At 53.2% G+C, this 14,484-nt stretch carries 13 protein-coding genes and 1 pseudogene; 5 read left to right on the top strand and 9 right to left on the bottom strand.

The features are described from left to right. Window positions 1-8 precede the first annotated feature (8 nt). Both FDX14_RS24965 and FDX14_RS24960 read left to right on the top strand, forming a co-directional pair. Window positions 9-806 carry a PTS mannose/fructose/sorbose/N-acetylgalactosamine transporter subunit IIC gene (locus FDX14_RS24965; RefSeq protein WP_042312436.1) on the top strand — a complete coding sequence of 266 codons (798 nt, stop codon included), beginning with the start codon at window positions 9-11 and terminating at the stop codon, window positions 804-806. Continuing rightward, the gene (locus tag FDX14_RS24960) at window positions 806-1,624 is read left to right on the top strand and encodes a PTS system mannose/fructose/sorbose family transporter subunit IID (protein WP_137350449.1); all 819 of its coding nucleotides are present in this window, start codon (window positions 806-808) and stop codon (window positions 1,622-1,624) included. The genes FDX14_RS24965 and FDX14_RS24960 overlap by 1 nt, the downstream gene beginning before the upstream one ends. A 111-nt stretch (window positions 1,625-1,735) precedes the next feature. On the opposite strand, the gene FDX14_RS24955 is transcribed toward FDX14_RS24960, so the two are convergent. The 9 genes and pseudogenes from FDX14_RS24955 to FDX14_RS25600 form a co-directional block, all read right to left on the bottom strand. Next, window positions 1,736-2,518 carry a glucose-6-phosphate isomerase family protein gene (locus FDX14_RS24955; protein ID WP_061382893.1) on the bottom strand — a complete coding sequence of 261 codons (783 nt, stop codon included), beginning with the start codon at window positions 2,516-2,518 and terminating at the stop codon, window positions 1,736-1,738. Continuing rightward, on the bottom strand, window positions 2,511-3,074 hold the full coding sequence (locus FDX14_RS24950) for a glucose-6-phosphate isomerase family protein (RefSeq protein ID WP_042312440.1): 564 nt from the start codon (window positions 3,072-3,074) through the stop codon (window positions 2,511-2,513). The genes FDX14_RS24955 and FDX14_RS24950 overlap by 8 nt, the downstream gene beginning before the upstream one ends. A gap of 97 nt (window positions 3,075-3,171) precedes the next feature. Further along, window positions 3,172-4,086, bottom strand: coding sequence for a ribonucleoside hydrolase RihC (gene rihC / locus FDX14_RS24945; RefSeq protein ID WP_137350448.1), 915 nt, complete (start codon window positions 4,084-4,086; stop codon window positions 3,172-3,174). A gap of 65 nt (window positions 4,087-4,151) precedes the next feature. Next, window positions 4,152-5,102, bottom strand: a complete 951-nt coding sequence (ispH, locus tag FDX14_RS24940) for a 4-hydroxy-3-methylbut-2-enyl diphosphate reductase (protein ID WP_137350447.1) — start codon at window positions 5,100-5,102, stop codon at window positions 4,152-4,154. Window position 5,103: 1 nt separating this feature from the next. After that, window positions 5,104-5,553 (bottom strand): FKBP-type peptidyl-prolyl cis-trans isomerase, encoded by a 450-nt coding sequence (fkpB, locus tag FDX14_RS24935; protein ID WP_003018929.1) that lies wholly within the window; start codon window positions 5,551-5,553, stop codon window positions 5,104-5,106. 117 nt (window positions 5,554-5,670) lie between these two features. Continuing rightward, entirely contained in the window at window positions 5,671-6,168 is a 498-nt protein-coding gene (gene lspA / locus FDX14_RS24930) for a signal peptidase II (protein WP_003018932.1), read from the bottom strand. Next, entirely contained in the window at window positions 6,168-8,984 is a 2,817-nt protein-coding gene (gene ileS / locus FDX14_RS24925) for an isoleucine--tRNA ligase (RefSeq protein WP_137350446.1), read from the bottom strand. Before ileS ends, lspA begins: the two co-directional genes overlap by 1 nt. Before the next feature lie 37 nt (window positions 8,985-9,021). Continuing rightward, window positions 9,022-9,960, bottom strand: a complete 939-nt coding sequence (gene ribF / locus FDX14_RS24920; protein ID WP_042312451.1) for a bifunctional riboflavin kinase/FAD synthetase — start codon at window positions 9,958-9,960, stop codon at window positions 9,022-9,024. A 7-nt stretch (window positions 9,961-9,967) separates the two neighbouring features. Next, a pseudogene (locus FDX14_RS25600) lies at window positions 9,968-10,183 on the bottom strand (DUF2575 domain-containing protein). 105 nt (window positions 10,184-10,288) lie between these two features. Between FDX14_RS25600 and rpsT the strand changes: the two are divergent. From rpsT to FDX14_RS24900, 3 genes are all read left to right on the top strand, one after another. Continuing rightward, window positions 10,289-10,552, top strand: coding sequence for a 30S ribosomal protein S20 (rpsT, locus tag FDX14_RS24910; protein ID WP_038637070.1), 264 nt, complete (start codon window positions 10,289-10,291; stop codon window positions 10,550-10,552). A 449-nt stretch (window positions 10,553-11,001) separates the two neighbouring features. Next, a complete protein-coding gene (locus FDX14_RS24905) occupies window positions 11,002-12,375 on the top strand; it encodes an MFS transporter (protein WP_137350445.1) in 1,374 nt (457 codons plus the stop codon). A 39-nt stretch (window positions 12,376-12,414) separates the two neighbouring features. Beyond that, on the top strand, window positions 12,415-14,454 hold the full coding sequence (locus FDX14_RS24900) for a glycoside hydrolase family 31 protein (RefSeq protein WP_042312458.1): 2,040 nt from the start codon (window positions 12,415-12,417) through the stop codon (window positions 14,452-14,454). Window positions 14,455-14,484: the final 30 nt, after the last annotated feature.

Raw genomic sequence — 14,484 nt, 5'->3', positions numbered from 1 at the left:
AGCGCACGATGATTATCGAAGCTACGTTGATTGGCATACTTTGCTACCTCGGCGCGCTCAGCAGCCCCTGGCTGCTGGGACTGACTGGCGGCTGGTATCTGATCACCCGTCCGCTGATTTCCGGAATGTTGGTCGGGATTATCCTTGGCGATATTAAAACGGGGATCATGATTGGCGTCGCGGTTCAGGCAGTGTATATCGCGATGGTTACACCTGGCGGTTCGATGCCCGCCGACCTCAACTTTGTTGCTTACCCGGCTATTGCTTTAGGGATCCTTTCCGGAAAGGGCCCCGAGGTCGCGGTCGCGCTGGCAGCCACCATCGGTATCGCCGGCACCATTTTGTTTAACGCGATGATGGTACTGAACTCCTTCTGGAATCACCGGGCAGATGTGGCGCTGGAGCGGGGCGACGAACGCGGTATTTACCTGAACAGCGCCATCTGGCCACAGGTGACAAACTTTGTCCTGCGTTTTGTACCGACCTTTATTGCGGTCTACTTCGGGGCGCAATATATCAGCGGTTTTATGGACAGTTTGCCGAAAATTGTTCTGTCGACGATGAACGTACTGGGAGGCATTTTACCCGCCGTCGGGATCGCGATTTTGCTTAAGCAGATTATCAAAAATTACACCATGCTGATCTACTTCCTCGTCGGTTTTGTCTGCATCGTCTTTTTAAAACTCAACATGGTCGCGCTAGTGATCGTCGGTTCGCTGTTGGCGTTGATCCATTACAACTACAAACCAGAACCGCCACAGACTACGCATGCAAAGTCGGTCGTTGATGATGAGGATGAATTCTGATGGAAGAACGTACACTTACGCGTAAAGATCTTCGCCGCTGCTGGCGCGCATGGATGATGCACAACTTGTCATCCATGAGCTTTGAACGTCTGGAATCTTTTGGCTTTTGCCTGAGTATGCTCCCGGTGGCGAAAAAGCTCTATCCCGACGCCGCCCAACGTACTGAAATGCTGCGCCGTCACGCCTCGTTTTATAATACGGAGCCGCAGATAGGCGCGATCGTTAATGGCATGGTACTGGGGCTGGAAGAGAAAAAAGCGAACGGTGAGCAGATCGATGGGGAAACGATTAATACCCTGAAGGTTGGACTGATGGGCCCTATAGCCGGGATTGGCGATTCGATGATCCCGGGCATGCTGATCCCTATCCTGCTCAGTATCGGTATGGCCCTGGCGGCTGGTGGTAACATTCTGGGACCGCTGTTTTATACCGTCGCCTGGCTGGCAATCATTATTCCCGGCTCATGGTTTTTGTTCCTCAAAGGCTACAAAATGGGATCCGGCTCGGTGGAAATGCTGGTGAGCAGCAAATCTGCCCGCCTGCGTGAAGCGTTATCACTATTGGGCGTGTTTGTTATGGGGGGCGTAGCGGCGAGCTACGTTAAACTTGGCACCGGGCTGGAATTTATCACCAAGGATGGGGTAAATATTCATGTGCAACAGATGCTGGACGGAATTTTCCCGCAGCTATTGCCGCTGATTGTTGTATTGGGCACGTGGTATCTGATGGCCAAGCGTGGCGTGTCGCCAGTAAAAGCGATGATTTTATTGTTGATACTGGCTGCGCTCGGCGTTGCGACAGGCCTGTTTGCAGGGTAGTGCCTGTCATTTGCCGGATGGCACATACGCTTATCCGGCCTACTCTACTGTACCGCGTTTTTCAGTTTGTAGGCCAGGCAAAATCAGAACCGGGGCTATGCCCCGGTTATTTTATGGATGGAAGTTTTGCCACAGCTCGGGGTGCCTGTCCGGGCGTGATATAAATTGAAAGCGCGCCGGGTCCTCGATGAATTGCTGGTAAACAGGCGCGGAAGTAATCGAGAATTCCGTATATTGTCGGGGCGTAACGGCGTGTAATCTCCCGGGTATGTACCGCGAATTATGCTGCCAGATAACATGGTTGCCCTGCAATAACGGGTACCACGCCAACCCTTTATGCGCGCGCACAGCCTCGTACTCAAAACCATATTCACGATCGCACCACGCACCAAAAGTTAACGGTATATTCGGATCTGCGGATATGGTCGCATGCCCCCAACCGGGCGGAACCAGCACTTTTTCACCGGGTCCGGCAATCACAGCAAAACAACGCCCAGGGTCGTCCTCGACATACTCCTGCATATAGATTATCGCTTTTCCCTGCCAGATTTCGTAAAGCTCTGGCGGGGACCAGCCGCTGTGCTGGCTGATACGATGAATATGCCCCTGGCTACGCACCGGCTCTTCCCCCAGCCGTCCCGCTGCATAAGTCACCACGCCAAACAACAGCATCCGCTTTTTCAGCTCTTCGCGATCCTGCATTCGTGCCACATCCATCGCAATGGCATACACCTCTTCCGGCCCCTCACAATGCGGATCGCGCAGTGAGGCGCGAATGTGATCGAGTCGGCGAATCTCCGGCATCGGCCCAGTGACTTCATCCCCATAGCTAAAGCCAAGCGGATGGTGATGAACCCTCATATCCAGGCCATAAGAATGCGCTAAGTCAGCCATTCTGTACCTCCTTCGCCTGAATCGTCTTATTTTCCTCAAAGACTCTTATTCTGAAGCCCCTGGTCAGCGCCGCATAATCATGGCCTGCAATCCCTGGCCATACGGCGAGCGCCGACAGAATCTCTTCCCCTGTGTTGATCAACCGGTGTGCGGTAAAACCGGGGATGATGTGGACGGATCCGGCGAATACCTTTTCCAGCCTCGCCTCACCCTGTTCAGTTTGCAACAGCAGCAACCCCGTGCCACGCAGACCAAAATAGACCTCACCCTGTTCGCGACGCGCATGGAAATGCCCACGGGTCATAAAATACTCGCGGCCGATCCGGCCAGGATAAAGATGGGTAACACCGGTGTAAAGTTCGCCTTCTGCGGGGGACGTATGCAACATCTCAACGTCATATACGACCTGCTCGCCTGACAGTTGCTGGCGGGCATTTTCATCGGCAAAAACGTCAGTAAGATCCTGAATGCGAGTGGATTTACGCAATAACGGGCCATCGGCTAATGCGCCGCTTGCCCACGCCACCTGCGGTGGCTGGATAAAAGAAAGGTTCATATGTGTCTCCGGCCCGAGGAGAACAACGGGATAAGATTAGCAGATTAATCGATTAACCTGCTAATTCTGTCTGCATATTGCGGGCCGGATCACAGCCTCAAGGTGCCAGCGCCAGCACCTCTGCCACCCACTGCTGGAACCCCTCAACGTCAAGATCCAGTGCAACCTGGGCATTTGCCGAATGCCCCAAATGCCCTTCAATATCCACCACCGTGGTGCCCGAGGTATATTCCCCCTGAGTTTCCACCGCTACGAAGCACGGCTGCAGGGTAAACAGTTCCGGGCGCACCAGCCAGGCAATCGCGCACAGGTCGTGCATCCGCAGTCCTGTATTCATACTGCCGCTGCGGTAATGGCTAAATAGCGCGTGCAGCATTTTTCCCGTCTGGTTAAGCTGAGGCAAGGTCGCCAGATAGTCCGGGGCGAGCATGGCCTGATTAGTGACATCCAGCCCACACATCACAATCTCCAGCCCGCTGTGGAAAACTTTCGCGGCGGCCTCAGGATCGATAGCAATATTAAACTCGGCGTTTGGCGTGAAGTTCCCGCGCCCGGCAGAACCGCCCATAATCACCAAACGGTGAATATTGAATACGCATTCAGGGTAATGAGTCAGCAGTAGCGCGATGTTGGTCAGCGGGCCAATCGCCACCAACGTCACGGGCTGCGGGGCATGCATCAGCGCGTCACGAATCGCCTGGAAGGCGGGTTTTGCCATCGCCTGGCGGTCATGTTCAACAAATTCATACCCTTCCATACCGGACTCGCCGTGCACGGAAGCGGCATCTCGCAGCGGCCGTACCAGTGGCATTGATGCCCCTTGCGCCAGCGGAATATCCGCATTCCAGAAATGCAGCAACTGCAACGCATTACGGGTAGTTTTTTCCACCGAAACGTTGCCTGCTACCGTGGTCATCAGTTGCAGATCCAGCTCAGGGGCAAACAGCGCGGCGGCAATAGCGGCGGCATCATCAATGCCGGGATCGGTATCAAGAATGATCGGTAAGCGCATGGTTTCTCCATAAAAAATGCCAGACGTTAAGTCTGGCATCTTCTCATAATCGTATCGTGAAAGACTTACTCTACTTCACGAACATCCACACGCAGCTCTTTAGGCACTTCGAAAACAATATTTTCTTCACGGCCTTCCAGCGGGATAGCTTCCCCACCGCCAAGCTCCTGCAGGCGAGCGATCACGTTTTGCACCAGGATATCCGGTGCCGAGGCTCCGGCCGTCACGCCCACACACTTCGCCTCTTTTACCCACGCTTCCTGGATATCGGTCGCATCGTCGATCAGATACGCCGCTTTCCCCATGCGCTGGGCCAGTTCAGCCAGACGGTTGGAGTTAGAGGAGTTTTTCGAGCCGACCACCAGCACCACATCAGCCTGTTCCGCCAGCGCGCGAACCGCTTCCTGACGGTTGGTGGTGGCATAACAGATATCGTCTTTGCGTGGCCCGACAATTTTCGGGAAGCGTTGACGCAGCGCGTCAATAACGTCAGAGGTGTCGTCAACGGAGAGCGTGGTTTGCGTCATGAAGGATAATTTTCCTTCATTTTTCACCTTCAGTTTCAGTACATCTTCCGGTGATTCAACCAGATACATTCCCCCTTGCGGGTTGCTGTACTGCCCCATCGTGCCTTCGACTTCCGGGTGCCCGGCGTGACCAATCAGAATTGACTCTTCACCGCGACGGCTGGCGCGCGCCACTTCCATATGCACTTTGGTGACTAACGGACAGGTGGCGTCGAAAACCGTGAGGTCACGGCCCTTGGCTTCGTTACGCACAGCCTGAGAAACGCCATGAGCGGAGAAAATTAGGATCGCGCCGTCCGGCACTTCACTGATTTGTTCAATGAAAATAGCGCCGCGCTCGCGCAGGCTATCCACCACATAGCGGTTATGCACCACCTCATGACGGACATAAATTGGCGCGCCATAAATAGCCAACGCGTTTTCTACAATGCTGATAGCGCGGTCTACGCCAGCGCAAAAACCGCGCGGGTTAGCCAACAGGATCTGCATTTTACGCCTCCAGTGCCGGTTCGACTTCCAGCACTTCAATATCAAAATGAACGGTATGCCCGGCCAACGGATGGTTGAAATCAACCGTGATCGAGTCACCGTTGATTTCACGAATCACACCTGGCATCTCACTGCCGTCCATTGCGGTAAAGAGCATGATAGCGCCAATTTCTGGCTCGCCCGCGTCCATAAATTCCCGACGCGAGAAATACTGAATTAAGTCCGGGCTTGACACGCCAAAGGCGGCATCCGGCTCCAGAGCAAAAGTGGTTTTATCACCCTCTTTTAGGCCCAGCAGGTGTTGTTCCAGTCCTTCAGACAGAGAACCATCGCCCAGGCGAAACAGCGCAGGCTTGCCGTTATTGCGGGTTGACTCTGCGGTGGAGCCATCGTCGAGCTTAAGGGTGAAGTGCACCAGCACCGCACTGTTACTCTGTACTGATTTAGACATGCAGGTTGCTCTTTAAAATTGCTGCCGCCTGTTTGCCCGGTGGCGCTACGCTTACCGGGCCTACAAGGTTCGCGATAGATTGTAAGCCGGATTAGCATAGCGCCATCCGGCATTTTTTTATGCGGCTTTTTTCTCTTTCGACGGTAAGAAGCCTTCGAGAACAATCAATGCCGCGCCGATACAGATTGCCGTATCAGCCAGGTTGAATGTCGCGAAATGCCAGTCACCGACGTAAAAGTCAATCATATCAACCACGAAGCCATGCCACAGGCGATCGAACAGATTGCCCAGCGCACCGCCAATGATTAACGCATATGCGATGTTGTTCAGCTTCTGCGTCGCCTTCGAGCGATACATCATCACCATCAGGATGACGCAGATACCAATAGCGATACCGGCAAAAAACCAACGTTGCCAGCCGCCGCTGTCGGCTAAGAAGCTAAACGCTGCGCCATAGTTTCGCGCGTAGTGCAGATTAAGCGACGGGAACAGCGATACCGTATCCCCCAGAGCAAAGTTCTGGAGGATCAGGTATTTGCTGCCTAAATCGATAATCAGCACGACTACCACCAGCCATAGCCAGCGTAGTCCTGTTGAACAAAGAGGCTTACTCATCAGGCAAACTTACGTTGTTCGCCATCACCGGCGATGTTGCTGACACAGCGTCCGCAGATATCTGCATGTTCCGCCACCTGGCCGACGTCGGTAGTGTAATGCCAGCAACGCGGACACTTCTCACCTTCGGCTTTGCTCAGTACGATTTTCAGACCTTTGAGCAATTCGCTCTGCTGAGCATCAGCTGGCGCCGCGGCATAGTCCGCAACGCTCGCGCCGGAGGTCAGCAGCACAAAGCGCAACTCTTCGCCGAGCGCGGTCAGTTTCGCCGCCAGTTCGGGTTCAGCGTACAGGGTGACTGCCGCTTCCAGAGAACCGCCGACTTTCTTATCCGCACGCGCTTGCTCGATAACCTTGTTCACTTCGCCGCGTACTTTCAGCAGCTCGTCCCAGAAGGTATCGTTCATCGCCTCGGTTTCGCCTAAGCCAAACAGGCCTTCGTACCATTCACCGGTAAAGACGTATTTTTCACGATCGCCCGGCAGGTAGCCCCAGATTTCATCAGCGGTGAAGGACATGATCGGCGCCATCCAGCGAACCAGCGCTTCTGCAATGTGGAACAGCGCAGTCTGGCAGCTACGACGCGCCACGCTGTCCGCTTTCGCGGTGTACTGGCGGTCTTTGATGATGTCGAGGTAGAACGAACCCATTTCGACGGAGCAGAAGCGCATCAGGCGCTGTACCACTTCGTGGAAGTCATAGGCTTCGTAAGCTTTCAGGATCTCTTCCTGGGCCGCTTGCGCACAACCTACCGCCCACCTGTCCAGCACCACCATCTCTTCCGGTTTCACCATGTCTTTTACTGGATCGAACCCGTTCAGGTTCGCCAGCAGGAAGCGCGCGGTGTTACGGATACGACGATAGCTGTCGGCTGCACGTTTCAGGATTTCGTCAGAAACCGCCATTTCACCGGTGTAATCGGTAGACGCGACCCACAGACGCAGAATATCCGCGCCGAGTTTGTTCATCACATCCTGCGGAGAAACGGTGTTACCGATAGACTTGGACATCTTACGGCCCTGACCATCCACGGTGAAACCGTGAGTCAGTACCTGGCGATAAGGTGCTTTGCCTTTCATGGCGGTGGAGATCATCAGAGAAGACATGAACCAGCCGCGGTGTTGGTCAGAGCCTTCCAGATACATATCCGCTGCGTGGCCAGCAAATTCAGGACGCACGTCCACAACGGATGAGTGGGTGGAACCAGAGTCAAACCATACGTCCAGCGTATCCGGGACTTTGACATACTGGTCTGCTTCATCGCCGAGGATATCTTTCGGATCGAGATCCCACCACGCCTGGATACCGTCAATTTCAACGCGTTTAGCCACTTCTTCCATCAGTTCGATAGCGCGCGGATGCAGCTCTTCGGTGTCTTTGTGAACGAACAGAGACATCGGCACACCCCACGTCCGCTGACGGGAGATACACCAGTCAGGACGATTGGCAACCATGGATTCAATACGCGCCTGGCCCCAGTCAGGGATCCACTGTACGCCTTTGATCTCTTTCAGAGACTGCGCGCGCAGGCCTTTCTGATCCATGCTGACGAACCACTGCGGGGTCGCACGGAAGATGATCGGCGTTTTATGGCGCCAGCAGCACGGATAGCTATGCTGCATCTTCTCGACGTGCAGCAACGCGCCTTTTTCGCTCAGCAGAGCGACAACAATATCGTTGGCTTTAAAGACGTTTACGCCGTCCAGGGTCGGGTAGGTGCCCGCCAGATAAGCGCCATCCGGACCAACCGGGTTCGCCACTTCCAGACCATATTTTTGACCGATGACATAGTCGTCCGGGCCGTGGCCAGGCGCGGTATGTACCGCCCCGGTACCCGCATCCAGCGTGACGTGATCGCCCAGAATCGCTGGCACGTCAAAACCCATAAACGGGTGGGTAAAGCGCAACAGTTCCAGCTCTGCGCCTTTAACGGTGCCCAGAATGGTGTAGTCAGCCGCGCCAATACGCTGCATGACGCTTTCAACCAGATCTTTCGCCAGAATCACGGCCTGGCCGTCGATCTGCACCAGCGCATAGTCAAAATCAGGCGCCAGGGAGATCGCGCGGTTCGCCGGCAACGTCCACGGGGTGGTGGTCCAGATAACCAGCGAGATCGGGCCGTTAACGTCAGAAACGGCAAATTTCGCTTTCACCGCGTCCTGATCGGCTGCGTGGAACGCCACGTCGATGGACGGGGAGGTTTTGTCATAATACTCAACTTCCGCTTCCGCCAGCGCGGAACGGCAGTCAACGCACCAGTGCACCGGCTTCGCACCTTTATGCAGGTGACCGTTGCCGATGATTTTACCCAGCGCGCGAATGATGTTGGCTTCGGTTTTGAAGTCCATGGTCAGGTACGGATGCGACCAATCGCCCAGCACGCCAAGACGGATAAAGTCTTTACGCTGACCGTCAACCTGTGTAGCAGCGTATTCACGGCATTTAGCGCGGAACTCAGCGGCGGTGAACTTCTCGCCCGGTTTGCCATATTCCTGCTCTACTTTCAGCTCGATCGGCAGACCGTGGCAGTCCCAGCCCGGAACGTAAGGCGAGTCATAGCCCGTGAGTCCTTTGGACTTCACGATAATGTCTTTCAGAATCTTGTTAACCGAGTGACCAATATGAATACTGCCATTCGCATAAGGAGGGCCATCATGCAGAATGAAGGTTTTTTTGCCTTTTTTGGCCGCACGAATGATGCCGTACAGGTCATCATCAGTCCAACGCGCCAGCATTCCCGGTTCGCGCTTGGCGAGATCGCCGCGCATCGGGAACCCTGTTTCCGGCAAATTCAGGGTTGATTTATAGTCACTCATCAGATTCTCGGTTCCGTATTTAAAACTCGTATAGGCATTAAGCCGGTTTTGTTAGCCCAAAAAAATCGCGGGCAGTCAACTCATCACGCGCAATCTGCGCTTTTAGTTCATCCAGCGAGGCAAATCGCTGCTCGCTGCGAATTTTTTTACGCAGCACTACATCTATATGGCGACCGTAGAGGTCCATTACAACGTCCAGTAGATGCACTTCCAACTGCTGACGTACGCCGGCTACCGTCGGGCGGGTGCCGATATTGGCAACGCCGGGAAAAGGTTTGTCACCCAGCCCCATCACTTCAACCGCATAAACCCCTTTCACCGGAGAAACCTGGCGACGAAGCGGTAAGTTTGCCGTCGGAAAACCAATGGTGCGTCCTAACTCGTCACCATGTACCACCCGTCCTGAGATGGTAAAAGGGTGCCCAAGCAGGCTTTCGGCCAACTGCAGGTTATCTTCAGCCAGCGCCTGACGTACCGCGGTGCTACTAATACGCACACCGCCTTCACAGAAGGTCTGGGTACTGGTGATATCAAAGCCATACTCAGCGCCCGCTTCCTGTAATAACAAGAAATCGCCCGCACGGCTAGCGCCAAAGCGGAAATCATCGCCCACGGCAAGGAATTGTACACCAAGGCGCTTAACCAGCAGATCGCTGATAAAATTCTGCGCCGTTAATGCCGCGAAGCGCCTGTCAAAACGCACGCACAGTACGTAATCTACGCCACACTCCGCCAGATAACGCAGTTTTTCTCGCAGGCGAGTAAGGCGCGCAGGCGACTTGTCCGTTGCAAACAGCTCTAATGGCTGTGGCTCGAAAATCATCACCATCACCGGCAAATTGCGTTTGCGCCCTTCTTCCCGTAAGCCCTGCAGCAACGCACGATGACCACGGTGCACGCCGTCGAAATTACCAATAGTCAGCACACACCCATGCGGGGCCTGACTGAGATTATGTATGCCTCGTATCAGCTTCATGTCTGGCTCAAAACAGTGAAAATCGTGAAAGTATACCCTGTACCGCGGTCAAGGTTAACCGGCGATTGTTTCTCCGAAACAGAAAGAGGATGGTTTTCATTGTTATGAAACAAATTGCAGACCTTTACGGGCAATCCAATGCAATTTTTCTCGTGGAAAAGCTGTATTCACGCCACGCAAGCTGGTAGAATCCTGCGCCATCACTACGCAACGAGTGCTGCAATTTAAACGGCGCTTATTTGCACAAATCCATTGACAAAAGAAGGCTAAAAGGGCATATTCCTCGGCCTTTGAATTGTCCATATAGAACACATTTGGGAGTTGGACCTTGGCTAATATCAAATCAGCTAAGAAGCGCGCCGTTCAGTCTGAAAAGGCCCGCAAGCACAACGCTAGCCGTCGCTCTATGATGCGTACTTTCATCAAGAAAGTATACGCAGCTATCGAAGCTGGCGACAAAGCTACTGCACTGAAAGCATTTAACGAAATGCAACCACTCGTGGACCGTCAGGCTGCTAAAGGTCTGATCCACAAAAACAAAGCTGCACGTCATAAAGCAAACCTGACTGCACAGATCAACAAACTGGCTTAATCGCCTGCTTGTTGTCGCTTTGTGAAAAAACCCGCGCAAGCGGGTTTTTTTATGTCTGTCGTTCAAGTCCACACTTTCTCCACAGCGGCCTGCTATCGCACCGTTCGTGCACTAGGCATGTTTAATCCCCTGTCCACCCACATCGCCATCAGGCAGATGAAAGTTATTTTCTTTCACTGTTTACTTTTTTTTATTTCATTACTGTCGAAATTGTGACCACCATAGCAAATAGTATCATTGCTCAACAAAAAACGAATAAACGCAATCCTGATGTGAGATTTGATAATTGATCGCCACGCCGGGGTTAACTACTTTTCATAAAACGTCTTTATCCCTATTTTACCTAAAGGTTAATTTTCCCCGGACAATAAAAAATAACGACAACCCTACTGCTTAGAAAGTAAAAGCTGTTTTTCTGGGCGTATCGCACCAATATCGGAGTTATCATTATGAGTTCTGTTATTGAGGATACCCAGTCTTGCGGGTCAACATCATTATCTTTACTACAGCGAATTAGCTACGGTTCTTTAGATGTAGCGGGAAATCTGCTGTACTGTTTCGGTTCAACATACATTCTATATTTCTACACAGACGTTGCCGGTATCAGCCTCGCCGTAGCGGGTGTCATCCTGCTGTTGGCGCGTATTGTTGATGGCGTAGATGCTCCAATCTGGGGGATCATCATCGACAAGACCCGTTCACGCTACGGTAAATGCCGTCCCTGGTTTTTATGGTTACCGCTGCCTTTTGCCGTATTCAGCGCGCTTTCATTTTGGTCTCCTGATATCAGTATGACCGGAAAAGCCATATATGCAGCAATATCCTACATGATAGCCAGTATTTTATTTACCGGACTTAACACCCCGCTCAGTGCAATATTGCCCTTAATGACCCTATCCCCCAAGGAACGGCTGGTCTTAAATTCCTGGAGAATGACCGGCGGGCAAATAGGGGTTTTATTAATGAACGCAACCGCCTTACCGTTAGTCGCTTTTTTAGGTAACGGTGATGACCATGCGGGTTTTATTTATACGGCAATTACATTTGCCATTATATCTTGCGCGCTAACGCTCTTTGCGTTTAAAAACATTCGTGAAATGGATGCGGATAAAATACAGCAAGAGCCAAGATTGCCGATGAAAAAAAGTTTCGCGGCTATGAAAGGCAACTGGCCATGGATCCTGATGGTGCTGGCTAATCTGATCTTCTGGGTAGCGCTTCAGCAGCGCTCAACGACCATTGTCTACTATCTGACCTACAACCTGGTTCGCAAAGATCTGGTCCCGCTAATCAACAGCCTGGCGACGATTCAGATCCTGTTTATCATCGCCATCCCTTTCTTTAGCAAATACCTCTCTAAAACCTGGATCTGGATCGGCGGTCTGCTGGTCGCTACGTTTGGCGGTGTGATGATGTGGCTGGCTGCGGATAACATTCCAATGCTGATTGCCGCCTGGGTTCTGGGCAATATCGGTAGCGGTATCGCCTGCTCAATGCCCTTCGCCATGCTCGGATTCGCCGTCGACTTTGGCGCATGGAAGACGGGTGTCAAAGCTACCGGCATTCTTATCGCCTTTGGCAGCACCTTCTGCATCAAAATGGGCAGTGGTCTCGGTACCGCTTTTGCCGCCTGGATCATGAACAGTTTTGGCTACGTCCCTAACCATGCGCAGAGCGCTACAGGCCTGGAAGGGATAACCTGGGCTTTTATCTGGGCGCCCGCCCTCCTCTTCACGCTCGCAGCAATCCCCCTGCTTTTCTTCCGTAAATATGAAGCCATGGAAGACGAGGTTCGCCGCGATCTGGAAACGATCAATCACTAACGTTCTTATCTTTACCAGCCAAATATGGGAGAAACCACCATGCCATTTTTGCAACAAGACCCGCATCGTCTGGTCTGGCAGCAAAACGATCGCTATTTATGGATTGAACCCTGGGGCGAGAACAGCCTGCGCGTGCGTAGCGGCCGTCATCTGCCGGTTATGAGAAATGAAGACTGGGCGCTAACGGAGCCGGTGGCGGAGAGCGCCTGCCATATCGTCTACGACCAAAAGCAGGCCACGCTGACTAACGGCAAGATTATCGCTATCGTCAATCAAAAGGGCCAAATCAGCTTTTACCGCCATCCCCATAAATGTTTACTACAGGAGTTCTGGCGTCTGCGGGGAGAAATCGGCGAGGACGAATCTTCACACGGCCAGTACGTCAGCGCACTTAACCTTGAGGGGCGCGAATTTCGCCCTATTCAGGGTGGAAAATATGCGATTAAAGCCCGTTTCGAAGCCGCCGAAGACGAAAAAATTTATGGCATGGGCCAGTATCAGCAAGCCAATCTGGATCTCAAAGGGTGCGTGCTTGAGCTGGCACAGCGTAATTCCCAGGCCTCAGTACCGTTCATGCTCTCCAGTCTGGGCTACGGTTTTTTATGGAACAACCCGGCCGTAGGCCGCGTAACCTTCGCCCACAACCTTACCGAATGGGAAGCTCAGGTCAGCGAACAACTGGACTACTGGATCACCGCAGGTGATACGCCAGCGGAAATCAGCCAGGCTTACGCGCTCGCAACCGGCACGCCGCCGATGATGCCGGATTACGCCATGGGTTTCTGGCAGTGCAAACTCCGTTATCGTACCCAGGAAGAACTGCTGGCGGTCGCCCGCGAGTATAAACAGCGCAATCTGCCCATTTCGGTTATCGTTATCGACTTCTTCCACTGGCCGAATCAAGGTGACTGGATGTTCGACCCGCGCGACTGGCCCGATCCCGACGCCATGATCGCCGAACTGAAATCACTGGGTATCGAGCTGATGGTGTCCGTCTGGCCAACGGTAGATAACCGCACCGAAAGCTATCGGGAGATGCGTGAAAACGGCTGGCTGGTGCAAACGGAGCGTGGCTTGCCGATCAATATGGATTTCCTCGGGAATACCACTTTCTTTGATGCCACCCATCCGGGCGCTCGCGACTATGTCTGGGGCAAAGCCAAGCGCAATTATTACGATAAAGGCGTGAAGCTGTTCTGGTTAGATGAGGCCGAGCCTGAATTCAGCGTTTACGACTACGACAACTATCGCTACCACGCCGGTCCGGTACTGGAAGTGGGCAATATCTACCCGCGGATGTATGCCAAAACCTTTTTTGACGGCATGAAAGCCGATGGCGAAGACAAGGTTATCAATCTGCTGCGCTGTGCCTGGGCGGGGAGTCAGAAATACGGCGCGCTGGTATGGTCAGGTGATATTCACTCCTCGTTTCGATCGCTGCGCAATCAGTTTGCCGCCGGACTCAATATGGGGATTGCGGGTATCCCGTGGTGGACCACGGATATTGGCGGTTTTCATGGCGGCAATATTCACGATCCACGCTTTCATGAACTGTTGATCCGCTGGTTTCAGTGGGGCGTCTTTAGCCCGGTGATGCGCCTGCACGGCAATCGCGATCCGCAAATTTTGCCTGAACAACCGTATCGGGATGGCATTGCTCAATGCCCGACTGGAGCACCGAATGAAGTCTGGAGCTATGGCGAAGACGTTTACGATCTATTAACGGGTTGCCTGGCCTTGCGTGAAAAGCTGAAACCCTACATCAAGGCGCTGATGGCAGAAACGCATGAGCGCAATGCGCCGGTGATGCGCACCCTGTTTTTTGAATTTCCTGAGCAGGCTAAAAGCTGGGAGATCGCCGACCAATACTGTTTTGGTCCCGATCTGCTGATTGCACCGGTGATGCATGAAGGCATGCGCGAGCGTGATGTCTGGCTACCGGAAGGGGAAAAGTGGACAGATCTTGCGACCGGGGAAAGCTATTCAGGAGGGCAGACGCTGCATTACGCTACGCCACTGAACAGAATTCCGGTATTTATTCGCGAAGGTGGGCAATACCGTAGCCTACTGAGGTTGTAGATTGATTCCGGCTGCGGTAATTGCCCGCAG

Origin of the sequence: Citrobacter sp. wls710, from assembly GCF_005281115.1 — a bacterium.
GTDB lineage: Bacteria > Pseudomonadota > Gammaproteobacteria > Enterobacterales > Enterobacteriaceae > Citrobacter > Citrobacter werkmanii.
This window is presented reverse-complemented; position numbering and strand designations above follow the sequence as displayed.

What these genes read in the sequence shown, in the direction of transcription:
- FDX14_RS24965 (WP_042312436.1), top strand. Translation starts at nt 9, where the DNA reads ATGATTATCGAAGCTACGTTGATTGGCATACTTTGCTACCTCGGCGCG.
- FDX14_RS24960 (WP_137350449.1), top strand. Translation starts at nt 806, where the DNA reads ATGGAAGAACGTACACTTACGCGTAAAGATCTTCGCCGCTGCTGGCGC.
- FDX14_RS24955 (WP_061382893.1), bottom strand. Translation starts at nt 2,518, where the DNA reads ATGGCTGACTTAGCGCATTCTTATGGCCTGGATATGAGGGTTCATCAC.
- FDX14_RS24950 (WP_042312440.1), bottom strand. Translation starts at nt 3,074, where the DNA reads ATGAACCTTTCTTTTATCCAGCCACCGCAGGTGGCGTGGGCAAGCGGC.
- rihC (WP_137350448.1), bottom strand. Translation starts at nt 4,086, where the DNA reads ATGCGCTTACCGATCATTCTTGATACCGATCCCGGCATTGATGATGCC.
- ispH (WP_137350447.1), bottom strand. Translation starts at nt 5,102, where the DNA reads ATGCAGATCCTGTTGGCTAACCCGCGCGGTTTTTGCGCTGGCGTAGAC.
- fkpB (WP_003018929.1), bottom strand. Translation starts at nt 5,553, where the DNA reads ATGTCTAAATCAGTACAGAGTAACAGTGCGGTGCTGGTGCACTTCACC.
- lspA (WP_003018932.1), bottom strand. Translation starts at nt 6,168, where the DNA reads ATGAGTAAGCCTCTTTGTTCAACAGGACTACGCTGGCTATGGCTGGTG.
- ileS (WP_137350446.1), bottom strand. Translation starts at nt 8,984, where the DNA reads ATGAGTGACTATAAATCAACCCTGAATTTGCCGGAAACAGGGTTCCCG.
- ribF (WP_042312451.1), bottom strand. Translation starts at nt 9,960, where the DNA reads ATGAAGCTGATACGAGGCATACATAATCTCAGTCAGGCCCCGCATGGG.
- FDX14_RS24905 (WP_137350445.1), top strand. Translation starts at nt 11,002, where the DNA reads ATGAGTTCTGTTATTGAGGATACCCAGTCTTGCGGGTCAACATCATTA.
- FDX14_RS24900 (WP_042312458.1), top strand. Translation starts at nt 12,415, where the DNA reads ATGCCATTTTTGCAACAAGACCCGCATCGTCTGGTCTGGCAGCAAAAC.